A 12,311-nucleotide genomic window follows, 5' to 3' on the forward strand; every position below is an offset into this window, starting at 1 on the left:
CAGCAGGCCGCTACGCGCCCGTGCCAACCTCCCCCGTCAGCCGCCGTACGGCTTCATCGGTATCCCACAATGCGTTGGCGATGAAGCGGAAGTTGACCAGCGCGGCGTAATAGCCGTCGCCTTCCGGCAGCTTCGGCCCCGCCACGGCATCACGCACGACTGCTACCTCGAAACCTTGCTCCAGCAGGTCGCGCAGATGCGACTCGACACACAGGTTGGCGGCCATGCCGGCAAGGATCACCTGGTCGACGCGCTGCTTGCGCAGTTGCAACACCAGGTCATTGGCCTGCGGGCCATACAGCTTGTGCGTGGAACAGATGATGGTCTTGCCGTCCTCAATGTACGGCTTGAACTCCGGCATGAAGTCCGCGCCCGAGTCGCGGAATCCGTCCAGGTTCAGCGCACCGGGGCGGTCGAACATGCCCACTGCGTGCTGGAACATTTCAGCGGGGCCCGCCACCTTCCACGCGTGATCGTGCGGATAGTAGTAGTGCGGAGAGATGGCGACCGTGATGCCGGCCTGCCTGGCGGCCTCGAACAGCCGCACCAGGTTGGGCACGAGGTTCTGCTCCGTCACGCTTTCTCCCACGACGCCCCAGCTACGGCCCTGGGGACTCATGAAATCGATCTGCGGGTCGATCACGACCAACGCGGTGCGCGGCAAGTCCAGGGTGATGCTGGCCCTCGGCAGGCCCGGTTCCACCGGATCAGCATAGTGAGCAGGATAGTTGCACATGGGAGTTACCTCTTGCGGTTAGTGAGCGCTTAGGGTGTCGCGCATAAATATACGACCAGTCGTCTTGTTAAAAGACCAAAAAAATTTAGTAGAGCAACCGCTTGAGCGTGACCTGCTGGAAGCGTCGGCACGCGTCGGCATTGCGCTCGATCTTGCTGCGCAGGACGGCGCCTTCCCAAGCCTCGATGATGACGGGCGCGAGCTGCGCGGCATCGCAATCGGCCGCCAGTTCCTGGCGCATCTTGGCTTCGTCGAGACAGGCCGTGAGCATGCCTTCCCAGCGCGCCAGGATGCCCTTCAGTGCCGTGCGGACCTCGCCGCTGGTGTTAGACAATTCGAGGGAAAGGTTGCCCACAAGGCATCCGAGCTTGAATTCCTGTGCGGCCTGATCCTCGATGAGCAGTTCGAACAGCTTTTCGATCCGGGCCAGCGGCTTGATGCGCGCGTCGAACATCACGGCACCGTGGCGTTGCTCGATCGACTCCCAGTAGGCTTCGACCACTTCGGCGGCAAACGCCTCCTTGCTGGCGAAGTAGCTATAGAACGATCCCTTGGGTACGGCTGCCGCCGCCACGATGTCCTGCACGCCGGCCCCATTGAAACCGGCGCTGTGGATCACATTCCCGCCCTCGACGAGGAGTCGGTTGCGGATTTCGGGGTTGGCGGGCCGTGGCATGTCGAAGTAATCAGTCGAAGAATGGAACGAACAATAGACGACTGGTTGGTTATCTGTCAAGCGGCGGATGAACGCCGTCCGCCCGCCGCCACGAAGCGTCAGAACTTGTGCCGCACGCCCACCGACACCCCCAGCATCGACGAGTTGCCATTGCCCAGTGCATAGCTGTTGCCCAGTGAGAGGCTATTGGCATAGGCAATCAACGCGGAGTCGAACATCAGCCCCGAGTTCTTGGCGTAGGCAGCGGAGAGGTACACGTCCGTGCGCTTGGACAAGTTGTAATCGGCAATCAGGTTGACCTGCCAGGGATTGGCTACGCTGGTATTGCCGAACACGTTGCGCACCTTGTCATAGTCGTATTCCAGCGTAAGGCTGAACGCGGGCGTGACCTGATAGATGCCGCCGACCCAGAAGAAGTCATCGCGCCCGATCGTCGCGCCCGCCGGCGTTTTGTTCTGCCCCCAGCGATAGCCGCCCATGATCCGCCCCCACGGCAGGCTGTAGCTGAGCGCCGCCGTGGCTTTCTTGAAGCTGCCGCTGCTGGCGCTGGTCGTCGTGCCAATCGAGGGATTGAACTGGTCGTAGGCGATGGCTGCCCACAGTGATCCGCCGGTATAAGTCAGCGATGCGCCGTAGGCACTATCCCTTTTCGCCTGGCCGGGTACTTCGCCATTGCCACCAATCGCCAGTCCCGTGGGCACGGTCTGCGGCAAGGCCAAACCCGTGCCAAACGAATAGTGCACGACGCCGGTGAACGACCCGGCGTTCAAGGTGTACTTGATCGTGTTGTCTTCCCGGAAATTGGCGCCCGTGAACAGCGTGATGGGCTCGTACTGCGTAGCGAAGTACGCCGGCACGAAGTTGACGATGCTGTCGAACAACGAGGTGTACTGGCGTCCCAGGCTGATCTGGCCATAGGTCGCGTTCTTGACACCGACGAACGCCTGCCGGCCGAACAACCGGTTCGATTGCTGCATCGTGCCGTTGTCACCGCTGAAGCCGTTTTCAAGCACGAACACCGCCTGCGTGCCGCCGCCCAGATCCTCCACGCCACGGATGCCCCAGCGTGATCCGGACAAACCGCCCGAATTCAAGCGAACAACGTCGTGCCCGGGTCCCCGGTTGAACCCATTGGCCGCGGTCGGCACCGCGCCGACGTGGTTGGCGTACTCGATGCTTGCGTCGATCACGCCGTAGAGCGTGACGCTCGATTGGGCCAATGCCGAACCCGAGCACACGGCCAGGGCAACTGCTGCAAAACGATTCAATTTCACCACCGTCTCCTTTTTTGTCGTGATACATCTGGCTTGCGAGAATCGTCGGCGTCGTCGTCAGGACGAGCGCGGGCCGCACGCCGGCAGGCGTGCAGATGCCGTAGGGGGAGTTGGGGGAAGCTAGGGAGCGGCTGGGGCGGTACCCGCCGCAAGCGGAATCCACTGGAGATCGCGACCGACGATCACCTTCCCCGAGAAGCCCTGGCTGGCCGCCGCCCATCGACGGGGGTCGCCGTCGGCGGGGGCCAGATGCGACAGGACCAGAGTCTTGACGTGGGCCGCTTCAGCAACGGCACCAACATCCGTCGCCGCCGTATGCGCATGCACCAGATGGTGCGCCTTGGCTTCCTGCGCGGCGTTCCGGGGCTTGGGGTACAGCGCGTCCACCCAGGCGGTATCGATGACTTCATGCACCAGCACATCGGCACCTTGCGCCAGCCGGATCAGATTGCGGTCCGGGCTGGTATCGCCCGAGAAGACAACGGAGCCACTGGCGGTATCGAACCGGAAAGCAAATGCCGGATAAACGGGAGCATGGTTCACCAGCGTTGCCGTCACCCTGACGTTCTCGTCCCGGTAGATTTCGAACGGCGCCATCGTCGGCGCGGGATCGCGGTCCGGGTCAACGTCAAGGCCGGCGGGCAGCGTGATGTCCATCACGTCGACGCGGCTATGAGGATTCGGCTTGCGGCTATCGAGGATGTTGTCGTTGATGTCCGCCGCAAACGCGCGGTACAGCGCCTCGGTCATGGCGACGGTGCCCGGCATCGGCTGCTCGGGCGCCACGACGTCGGCCATTCCGTCATGACCGCCACTCGCAGGTGGCAGCTTGCCGCGCGAGCCTGGCCCGATAACCTTGAGTTTCTGGCGCCGCTCGGCCAGGCCGTCCGATGCGCCGAACAACACCAGCGACGGATAGTCGACGATGTGGTCCGCGTGCATATGCGTGATGAACGCCGCCCGCAACGTTTCAAGGCCCCGCCCCGGCGGCGGCGCGCCCAGACCCGCCTGGAAATAGCGCCGCAGCCAGCCTGCGCCGAAATCGACCAGATAGACCTGGCTGTTGACCACCACGGCCGAGGATATGCCGGCGGACTGCGTGCCGCGCCATGACGTCCGGCCGCCGGCCGTGCCCAGCAGCACGACGCTGGCGCCACGTTGCGTCAATGAGTGGGAGAGCGGCTGTCCGCCCGGCTCCGCGCGAGACGGCGAAGCCAGCAGTGCAAGCGCCGCGCATGCCCCGGCAAGAAGCAGACGAATGCGGTTCGCCGGGCCGGCCGCTGCCGGCGTAGAAAGATCACGCATGGGTTCTCCGAAGGGTCATTCCGGCTTCACGCCGGCGTCCGAAATCACCTTCTCCCAGCGGAGCTTCTCGGCTTCGATGAACTTCGCACCGTCCGGCCGCGACATCGGCATCGGATAGGTGCCCAGGTCCTTGAGCCGGTCGACAAACGGCTGCTGCGTCAATGACTGGTTGACGGCGGCGTTGACGCGATCCAGCACCGGTACCGGCGTGCCCTTGGGCGCGAAGATCGTGAACCACCCCTTGGCGACAAGACCGGGCGCCACATCCTTGGCCAGCGGAATGCCCTCCAGGCCAGGCAGGTTCGTATCGGCTGTCACGGCCAGCGCCTTCAGGCGACCGCCACGCACCAGCGGCACCAGCGGCGCGATGCCATCGACATAGATCGGGATATCGCCCTTCACCACGGCCTGGATCGCCTGCGTCGTTCCGCTGAAACTTACCTGCCGGAACTTGGCCTTCTGCAACTGCCCCATCATCTCCGCCGTCAGGTGCGGCACCGAGCCACGGGTCGGGCTGCCGATCACCACATCGTCAGGGTGTGCCTTGGCGTCCTTGATGACGTCGCCGAGGTTCTTGTACGGCGTGGCGGGACCTGCCACGAACATCATCGGCGTGTACGCCAGCGTCGCGGCCACTTCGGTGTCGCGCTGGATATCGAATTTGGCCTCCTTGTACATCACGGGCGTCGTGACAGCCGCCGCTGCGTGAAACAGCACAAGCGTGTAGCCATCGGCCGGCGCCTGCTTGAGCGCGCTCATCGCCACGATGCCGTTCCCGCCAGGCTTGTTCTCCACGATCACCTGCTGCTTCCAGGTGTTGGTGAGCCGTTCGGCAACCTGCCGGGCGATGATGTCCGGCGCACTGCCCGCGATCGACGGCACCAGAATCCGGACCAGCTTGTCGGGGTACGTGCTGGCAAGGGCCGGGACGGCCATGGCTAGCAGCGTCAGTGCGAGAAAGGGGCGTTTCATATTGTCTCCACGTCTGGCGTACCGGTGACTCCATCGTCGCGGCACTTATTTGATATACAGTCAAATAAGGATTGTAGTTTTATTGACTGCATCTCAAATAAGGACATACCACTAGCAGCGTGGCCGTGCGGTATCGGGACGACGATGGTCCCGCCGATTACGCGGAACGTGCGCTTTTCTTCTTTACGGGTTTTGCGTCGCGCTGCCAGCCTTCGATGCCATCGAGCGTGAAGCGCAGACCTTCCTCGAAGGCGGTATCCGAGGACAGATGCGAGAACGCCTGGCTAACGAAGCGTGCACCAGGATACTGTTCGGCCGATACCGACTCCAGCTTGTTCTGGATAAAGGCCTGGTGATAGGCCGGCAGTTGGCGCGAGGCTTCGGCCATGCTCGCCGCGACGAGATATTGCGCCAGCAAGTGGTAGCCCAACGCGACCTGTTCGGAAGAGAAGCCGCCCTGCATGATGGCCGACGTCATGCGGTTGAAGAACTCCAGGCCATAGTCGGTTTCACCGGGCTGCACGTCCTGAAACAGGCGATACCGGTTGTGCGAGGCCACGTAGTTGCTGACACCGGGATTTTCCACCGCCACCTGGAAGCTGAGCCGCGCGATGCGCTCCACATCCGCGCGCCAGTCTCCGGTCAGCGGTGGGATGCGCAGCGTACGCTGGCGGTAGTAGTCGTTCAGGACACCCGACACGAGTTGATCGCGACCGCCCAGGTAATAGTGGATCAGCCCCGGTGCCACGCCAAAGTCCTTGGCAAGCTGGACCATCGAGATCTGGTCCAGCGGCATGGTTTTTGTCAGGTTGATCGCATGCTGCAGGATCGTCGTGCGGCTGAGCATGGGCTCGGCGCCAATCGGAGATTCCGTCTTGGGCGGCCGGCCACGGCGGCGCGGCACCGGATTGGGTGTGGGCTGGACGGCAACCTTTGCAGCAGGCGACTTGCGGGCAGCAGGCATGGGCGTTGGAATGGGCCGACTCGAAATTGGTAGTGTGACAATTCTATCCCCGATCGCGCCCGATGCCACGCGCCGGCATGCCTTAAGCGGACGCCGCCGCCGTCACGCGCTGCCCTTCCACGGCTTCCCTGTAGCGTCCGAGCGACAGGACCAGCACGGCGGCGGCCAGCAACATGCAGGGCAGCACCAGCAACGGCACATCGTAGCTGCCATGCCGGTCGAACCAGGCGCCCAGCCCGATCGGGCCAATCACCGCACCCAGACCGTAACCGGAGAACGCAATGCCGAACAGCGAGCCGAACGAGGCGAGGCCGAAATAAGACCGCACCAGATAGGAAATCAGGTCGCCTTCCGCCCCGATTGTCAGGCCAATCAGCGTGGTGGCCACCAGCAACGCGCCGTAGTCATGCGTCCCGCGCAGCAGGAATACGCCGATGGCGCCGCCGACGAAAAATACGCTGGCCACCAGCGGCGCATGGATCTTGTCGATCAGCAGCCCGGTAAGCAGCCGTCCGACCAGCAGCCCGACACCGACCATCGACGCACTGCGCGCGGCCATGGCTGCATCGAAGCCACGATCGGCAAACAGCGAGGGCAGATGCGGCCCCAGCGACAAGGTAGCCGCCGAGCTGAGCACGAACACCACCCAGATCGCCCAGAGCCGATAGCTGCGCAGCGCTACCGGCAGCGCCACGCCTTCCGGCGCCTGCCGGGCGCGACGGGTGCCGGCAAAGCGCTCCCGCAGCAGCGCACAGGCCACCAGCGAGAGCACGACGGAACCGGCACCGAGGCCGACGTAAGCCATGCGCCAGCTAAACGTCGTGACAAGGAATTGCGCCGTGATTGGCAAGATGACGGTGCCCGCGCCAAGGCCGCACATGGCGATACCCAGCGCCAGGCCCAGCCGACGATCGAACCACTGCGGCAGCACCGCAAGGTAGCCCAGCACCGAGGTGGCCGCGCCAGACACGCCAACCACGACCGACAACGCCACCCACATCAGCATGCTGCCGTTCTGCAGTGACATCGCGGCCGTGGCCAGTCCGAAGACGATTGCCGAACACACAATGACGCGGCGGATGCCGAACCGGTCCATCATCGCGCCCACGATGGGACTGACAATGGCGAGCCCGAACATCGACGCCGCATACGACAGCGACGCCTGCGAGCGCCCCCAGCCGAACTCCGCGGCCAGCGGCCTGACGAAAACGCCAGCCGTGGCATTGAACAAGGGGGCGTATCCAGCCAGCATGCCGAGGGCGGCGCCGAGGATCACGCTTGCATAAATCCAGCCGGATGCGCGGGGGGCGTCTTGCATATCGGGGTCTCCGTGGTCGTGGCGCCGCCTTTCGTGGGCGGCTGCCTTGTGGATGGGCGGAAGCTCAGCGCAGCCCGGTCTGGCTGCCCAGGTAGGCGCCGGCACCCGGCGCCGTGGCTTCCAGCCCGAGCCGGCGCAGCATCTGCCGCACGGTGCAGGCCGCCGTCGATGTCACCGGAATGCCCAGCGCTTGCTGTGCGGGCTCGATGGCCGCCAGCGACGGCATCTGCACACAGGCGGACAAGACCACGGTGTCGACGCCGCGCGTGTCCAGGCGCTTGACGTCCTGAAGCAACTGCAGCGGGTCGCGCTCACCGACTTCCAGGTTGTCGAGGATCGAGAAATTGATCACGTCCTTGACCTCGATCCCCTCGTGCTCGATGTACTCGACCACGGTCCGGGTCAGCGCATCGCTGTAGGGCGCCATCAGCGAGATGCGCCGCGCGCCGAAGTCCTTCAATTCCTCCACCAACGCACCCGCCGACGTCATGATCTGCGGACGGTACGGTGCATCGCCAAGGGCGGCACCGAGATCCTCGATGACCTGGCGGTGATACCCCTTGCCCATGCACATGGTGGCTACCAGGCACGCCGTGCTCATGACGTCCACGCGCGCATCGGCCAGTTCCAGCGCGCAGCGGCCCATGTCACGGTTCATCCGCTCCAGCTCCTCGGCCACCACGCGATGCATGCGCACGCGACTCGCGTGGAAACTGAATTGCTCGGGCAGCACCTGCATGCGCGACTGGAAGATGGCGGGGACTTCGCGCTCCATCGTGATATTGGAGCTGGGCACGATCTGCCCGATTCGATACTTCGACATGGATTAATTCCGGAAAACAGTTCAGGGGGCTGGCGACAGGAAGCGGTTCAGCACCGCGCGCAGCGAGTCGGGAATGGGCGTGCCTTCGCGGCGGTCCAGCCGCACGCAGATCGGCGAGAACATCGCGTCGAAGACCGGCGTGCCATCGGGCCGGCGAGCACGGCAGCGGATGTCGAACGATCGGGTACGGATGGCCTCGACGCTGCAGGTAATATCGATGACATCGTCAGGCCAGAGCGTGCCGATGAATTCGAAGCGCATGGCCTTGCATGGCGTGCCGACGCCGTGGGCCTCGCCCAACCTGCCCTCGCCGCCCGCCATGTGCGCGGTGTAGAGGCCGACCGCGCCAAGCAGGTAGTCGGTGAAGCGACCCGTGTAGACCACGCCGGCCGGATCGCAATCGCCCCAGCGCACCGTCCGCCTGACGACGAACGGGCTATCGCTGAGCACATACTCTGTGGCACGCATCATGACTGGCCAGCGGCCGCCACGGACGCGACACCGCCGGCGGCCAGTTCGGCCATCAGCGCGGGAAACTGCGCGCGCAGGCGCTCGGCGTCAACGCGACCAGTACGCGTCATGAAGCGGAACACAAACTCGTGAGGCGTCGGCAGATCCATCCATTCCCGGATGCGCTCGTACCAGTTGTAGGACGCCTCCGAGGCACTGATCAGTTTGGCCTTCTCCGGCTTGCGCACGGCCTCGTACTGCTCCAGCGCGGCCGGCACGTCACCGGGGTGAGCGACGATGGCATCGGCCAGGGCCATGGCGTCCTCCATGGCGATCCGGGTACCCGAGCCGATCGAGAAATGTGCGCTGGTCAGCGCATCGCCAATCAGCACCTGCTTGCCCACATGCCAGTTGGCATTGAGGATCACCGGAAACTGGCGCCAGATCGAGTTGTTCGACACCAGCCCGTGACCGGCCAGTTCCGGGGCGAAGACGGTTTCGAACAGGGCCTGCCGCGCTTCCGCGCTCATTTCCTCCATGCCGAAGTCCACCCAGGTCTGGTGATCGCACTCGGCCACGAACGTGCTCATCGAATCCGAGTATGGGTAGTAATGAGCCACGAAGTAGCCACCCTCGTGCTTGCGGAAGACCAGCGCCGGGCTGGTGAAAGGCTTGGCCACGCCGAACCACGCGAAGTGGTTCGTCAGCATGCGCCGCGTCGTGCCGAAGGCCTCTTCGTTGGCCGCGCGCAACTGCGAGCCGATGCCGTCGGCACCGACGACGATGTCGGCATCGAGCGCATCGAAATCGGCAATGCGCTGGTTGTAGGCGACTCGCACGCCGAGTTCCTTCGCACGCGTCTGCAGCACCGACAGCAGGCTGATGCGCGGAATGGCGCCGCCGCCGGCGCCCGGCTTCTTCATGACGATGGGATGCTCGTGGCTGACGATCGAATGCTGGTCGTTGAAGCGCATGGCCTGCGCCAGGCGGTCCACCACGACCGGCGACGCCGAGCGCAGGTTCGACATGCCGGTATCGGCCAGCACCACGCCGAAGCCGAACGTCGCGTCTTCGGGATTCTGTTCGAAGACGTCGATGTCGACATCCGCCATGCGCTCCTTCAGCAGGATCGACAGGAACAGACCCGAAGGTCCGCCGCCAATGATCGCGACCTTCATTGCGCGTCTCCCGGTGCCACCACCAGCGCATCCATGTCGAACTGCCGGATGTTGCCCGCCAGGCCACCCGTCAACGCGCCGTACCAGACCGCAGGCTTGAAACCCAGTTCCTTGCGGCGGAATTGCAGCGTCGGGTTGCCGTCGATGCGCACATAGCCATTGCCGACTGCCGTGGTCTGGTAGCCATCGGTCTTGCGAGCCACATCGATCAGCGGTGCGAACTCGGGCACGTCGAGCACGTAGACCGACGCCTTGCCGCTGCTCGGCACGGCCTGCTCGATGCGCTCGGCCTTGCGCTGCCAGACCGACTCGATGGAGGCAAATTCCGCACCCTTGTCGCGGGCGCGTTCGAGTTCGATGGCCGAGTCGATCGTGAACGCGGCATCCTGCATGTCGGCATCGCTGAACGGGCGCACCTGCCACGTGATCTCGATCGGGTAGCCATTCGGATCGTTGAAGTAGATTGACTCGATGACCTCATGGCGGATCTGATAGCGCAGCGGAATGCCAACGGCCTCCACGCGCTGGCGCCATTGCAGCAGCTCTGCCTCGTCGCGCACGCGCCATGCAGTGTGGGTGGCACGATCCTGGTAGTGCTCGCGCACGGTCAGCCACTCCGGCCGCTCGGTGCCGATGTAGTAGAAGAACGCGATGGTGCTGCCGTTGCCGCTCTCGAAGAAGAAGTGCAGGAAGTCCGCGTGGTTGTCAGGCCCCCAACCCTTTGCCGAGATGGCGTGTACCAGCGGCAGGCCCAGCAGGTCGCGGTAGAAGTGCACGGTTTCCGCAAGCTTCCAGGTGGGACGGGCGGTATGATGCACGCCATGCAGTGCGACGACGGGTACGTTGGCTTGAGCGCCTTGCGTGGAATGGTTCATGTCTCTTCCTTCTTCACTTTGCTTGGGTGTCGGTGACCGTGCCTGCCTCGGTGCGCAGCATCTGGACGATGCGGTCACGCAGCAGAACCTTGCTGAGCTTTCCCGATGCCGTCAGCGGGAACTCGGGGATGACCTCCAGCCGCTCGGGCCACTTGAACTTGGCCAGGCCGGCTTGCTCCAGGTACTGCGTGAGCTCAGGCAGGGTCAGGCTCGCGGCCGTTGCCACCGGCTTGAGCAGCACGAACGCACAGACGCGTTCGCCGTAGACCTTGTCGGGCATGCCGACCACCGCCGATGCCAGGATCGCGGGATGCTGGTTGATGACGTTCTCCAGCTCTTCGGCATTGATCTTTTCGCCGCCACGATCCACCACGTCCTTGATGCGGCCACGGAAGAAGAAGTAGCGCTTGCCGTCGACGACCTGCGCGGACATCAGGTCGCCGGATCGATAGAAGCCGTCGGCAGTGAAGCGGGTAACGTCTTCCTTCTCGGACTTGTAGTAGCCACGGATCGTGTACGGCCCACGGAACAACGCTTCGCCCATCTCGCCATCGGCCACGGGGTCTTCGGTGCCGGGATGCACGATGCGCACTTCGTCGGCATCGGACACGGGATAGCCAATCGATTGCTCGCGGATCTCCGCCGGGTCTTCCGGGCGCGTGAACATAATGACGCCCTCGGTCATGCCGAAGATGTGGTGGGTCGGCGAGCCCGTCAGACGCGTCAGGTTGACGGCATTCTTGGGCGCGATGAAATTGCGCCGTGCCTTGACCGCCGGGGTGCTGCGCAACAACACCGGCGCGATGCGGTTCAGGATCGGGCCGGCCACGCCGAACCAGGTCGGCTCGTGGTCGCGCACGATTGCCTGCAGCGTGTCCTCGCCGATATCCGGGGCCACCGTCACCTTGGCACCGCTCAACAGGAACGGCCCGAAGAAGCAGCCCATGTTGAGGTTGTGCATGTACGGCGTCGGGAAGAACAGCACGTCGTCGGAGGAATACCCGTTGCACGCGGCAACCGCGCGCATGTTGTACAGGTACTCGTTCTGAAAACGCGGGATGATCTTCGGCACGCCCGTGGTGCCGCCCGACAACTGGAACACCGCCGCCTGAAACGGCTCGTGGTTGACTTCGTCCAGCAACTGCCGGGCACGCGCCAGCGGCATGTCGCGGATCAGGTCGGCCAGCAGCACGGCGCGGCCACGGCGCTCGCCGCGCGCCTGCAGGATGAACTGCAGGCTCGGCACTTCCGCCTGCATCTCCTCGGCAAACGCCACGTCATCGAACTTGGAATCGTCGCCCTGCACGAAATGCAGGCGTGCCTCGCACAGGTTTCCAAGGTAGCCCACCTCCAGCTTGCGGAACGCCTGCAGCGAACACAGCGGGATGATGCCCGCCTTCAGGCAGCCGAAGAACGCGAACAGCAGCTCGTTGCTGTTGCCGCACTGGAACACGGCACGGTCGAGCGGGCGCAGGCCCAGCGCCAGCAGCGCGGCCCCCAGGCGGTCGGTCTGTTCGTCCAGCTCACGATAGGTGAAGTCGCCCTCCGGGCCCACCAGCGCCAGTCGGTCATGGTGGTCGCCGAACGATTGGCGGAAGGCACCGACGAGCGTTTCGCCGGACAGGTAGCCCTCGCCCACATAGCGGCGAAGGCGATCTTCATCGGGATAGCGCACGCCGTCGAGCAACACGGAAGGGCGTACGTGGGTGGGTTGCAGCATCTTTGTCTACCTCTTTATTG

At 64.3% G+C, this 12,311-nt stretch carries 12 protein-coding genes; all 12 read right to left on the reverse strand.

Going from position 1 to position 12,311, the window contains the following annotated elements:
- Positions 1-10: 10 nt before the first annotated feature.
- Positions 11-736 carry a cysteine hydrolase family protein gene (locus MFF62_RS07385; RefSeq protein WP_238261704.1) on the reverse strand — a complete coding sequence of 242 codons (726 nt, stop codon included), beginning with the start codon at positions 734-736 and terminating at the stop codon, positions 11-13.
- Between the two features lie 85 nt (positions 737-821).
- Positions 822-1,412: a TetR/AcrR family transcriptional regulator gene (locus tag MFF62_RS07390; protein WP_238261706.1), complete on the reverse strand. Its 591-nt coding sequence runs from the start codon at positions 1,410-1,412 to the stop codon at positions 822-824.
- A gap of 98 nt (positions 1,413-1,510) precedes the next feature.
- Entirely contained in the window at positions 1,511-2,686 is a 1,176-nt protein-coding gene (locus MFF62_RS07395; RefSeq protein WP_238261707.1) for a porin, read from the reverse strand.
- A gap of 120 nt (positions 2,687-2,806) precedes the next feature.
- On the reverse strand, positions 2,807-3,991 hold the full coding sequence (locus MFF62_RS07400; protein ID WP_238261709.1) for an MBL fold metallo-hydrolase: 1,185 nt from the start codon (positions 3,989-3,991) through the stop codon (positions 2,807-2,809).
- 15 nt (positions 3,992-4,006) lie between these two features.
- Positions 4,007-4,963: a Bug family tripartite tricarboxylate transporter substrate binding protein gene (locus MFF62_RS07405; RefSeq protein WP_238261711.1), complete on the reverse strand. Its 957-nt coding sequence runs from the start codon at positions 4,961-4,963 to the stop codon at positions 4,007-4,009.
- A 157-nt stretch (positions 4,964-5,120) separates the two neighbouring features.
- A complete protein-coding gene (locus MFF62_RS07410; RefSeq protein WP_238261713.1) occupies positions 5,121-5,927 on the reverse strand; it encodes a TetR/AcrR family transcriptional regulator in 807 nt (268 codons plus the stop codon).
- 82 nt (positions 5,928-6,009) lie between these two features.
- The gene (locus MFF62_RS07415; protein ID WP_238261715.1) at positions 6,010-7,245 is read right to left on the reverse strand and encodes an MFS transporter; all 1,236 of its coding nucleotides are present in this window, start codon (positions 7,243-7,245) and stop codon (positions 6,010-6,012) included.
- A gap of 64 nt (positions 7,246-7,309) precedes the next feature.
- On the reverse strand, positions 7,310-8,068 hold the full coding sequence (locus tag MFF62_RS07420) for a maleate cis-trans isomerase family protein (RefSeq protein ID WP_238261717.1): 759 nt from the start codon (positions 8,066-8,068) through the stop codon (positions 7,310-7,312).
- Between the two features lie 21 nt (positions 8,069-8,089).
- Positions 8,090-8,539 (reverse strand): acyl-CoA thioesterase, encoded by a 450-nt coding sequence (locus MFF62_RS07425; protein WP_238261719.1) that lies wholly within the window; start codon positions 8,537-8,539, stop codon positions 8,090-8,092.
- Positions 8,536-9,696, reverse strand: a complete 1,161-nt coding sequence (locus MFF62_RS07430; protein ID WP_238261720.1) for an FAD-dependent monooxygenase — start codon at positions 9,694-9,696, stop codon at positions 8,536-8,538. The genes MFF62_RS07425 and MFF62_RS07430 overlap by 4 nt, the downstream gene beginning before the upstream one ends.
- Positions 9,693-10,571, reverse strand: a complete 879-nt coding sequence (locus tag MFF62_RS07435) for a VOC family protein (protein ID WP_238261722.1) — start codon at positions 10,569-10,571, stop codon at positions 9,693-9,695. Before MFF62_RS07435 ends, MFF62_RS07430 begins: the two co-directional genes overlap by 4 nt.
- 13 nt (positions 10,572-10,584) lie before the next feature.
- The gene (locus MFF62_RS07440; protein WP_238261724.1) at positions 10,585-12,291 is read right to left on the reverse strand and encodes an AMP-binding protein; all 1,707 of its coding nucleotides are present in this window, start codon (positions 12,289-12,291) and stop codon (positions 10,585-10,587) included.
- Positions 12,292-12,311 lie beyond the last annotated feature (20 nt).

This window comes from Cupriavidus pauculus, assembly GCF_022179805.1.
Lineage (GTDB): Bacteria > Pseudomonadota > Gammaproteobacteria > Burkholderiales > Burkholderiaceae > Cupriavidus > Cupriavidus pauculus_E.

Coding starts and splice junctions, on each gene's coding strand:
- MFF62_RS07405 (WP_238261711.1), bottom strand. CDS start 4,963: ATGAAACGCCCCTTTCTCGCACTGACGCTGCTAGCCATGGCCGTCCCG.
- MFF62_RS07410 (WP_238261713.1), bottom strand. CDS start 5,927: ATGCCTGCTGCCCGCAAGTCGCCTGCTGCAAAGGTTGCCGTCCAGCCC.
- MFF62_RS07385 (WP_238261704.1), bottom strand. CDS start 736: ATGTGCAACTATCCTGCTCACTATGCTGATCCGGTGGAACCGGGCCTG.
- MFF62_RS07435 (WP_238261722.1), bottom strand. CDS start 10,571: ATGAACCATTCCACGCAAGGCGCTCAAGCCAACGTACCCGTCGTCGCA.
- MFF62_RS07425 (WP_238261719.1), bottom strand. CDS start 8,539: ATGATGCGTGCCACAGAGTATGTGCTCAGCGATAGCCCGTTCGTCGTC.
- MFF62_RS07400 (WP_238261709.1), bottom strand. CDS start 3,991: ATGCGTGATCTTTCTACGCCGGCAGCGGCCGGCCCGGCGAACCGCATT.
- MFF62_RS07430 (WP_238261720.1), bottom strand. CDS start 9,696: ATGAAGGTCGCGATCATTGGCGGCGGACCTTCGGGTCTGTTCCTGTCG.
- MFF62_RS07415 (WP_238261715.1), bottom strand. CDS start 7,245: ATGCAAGACGCCCCCCGCGCATCCGGCTGGATTTATGCAAGCGTGATC.
- MFF62_RS07390 (WP_238261706.1), bottom strand. CDS start 1,412: ATGCCACGGCCCGCCAACCCCGAAATCCGCAACCGACTCCTCGTCGAG.
- MFF62_RS07440 (WP_238261724.1), bottom strand. CDS start 12,291: ATGCTGCAACCCACCCACGTACGCCCTTCCGTGTTGCTCGACGGCGTG.
- MFF62_RS07420 (WP_238261717.1), bottom strand. CDS start 8,068: ATGTCGAAGTATCGAATCGGGCAGATCGTGCCCAGCTCCAATATCACG.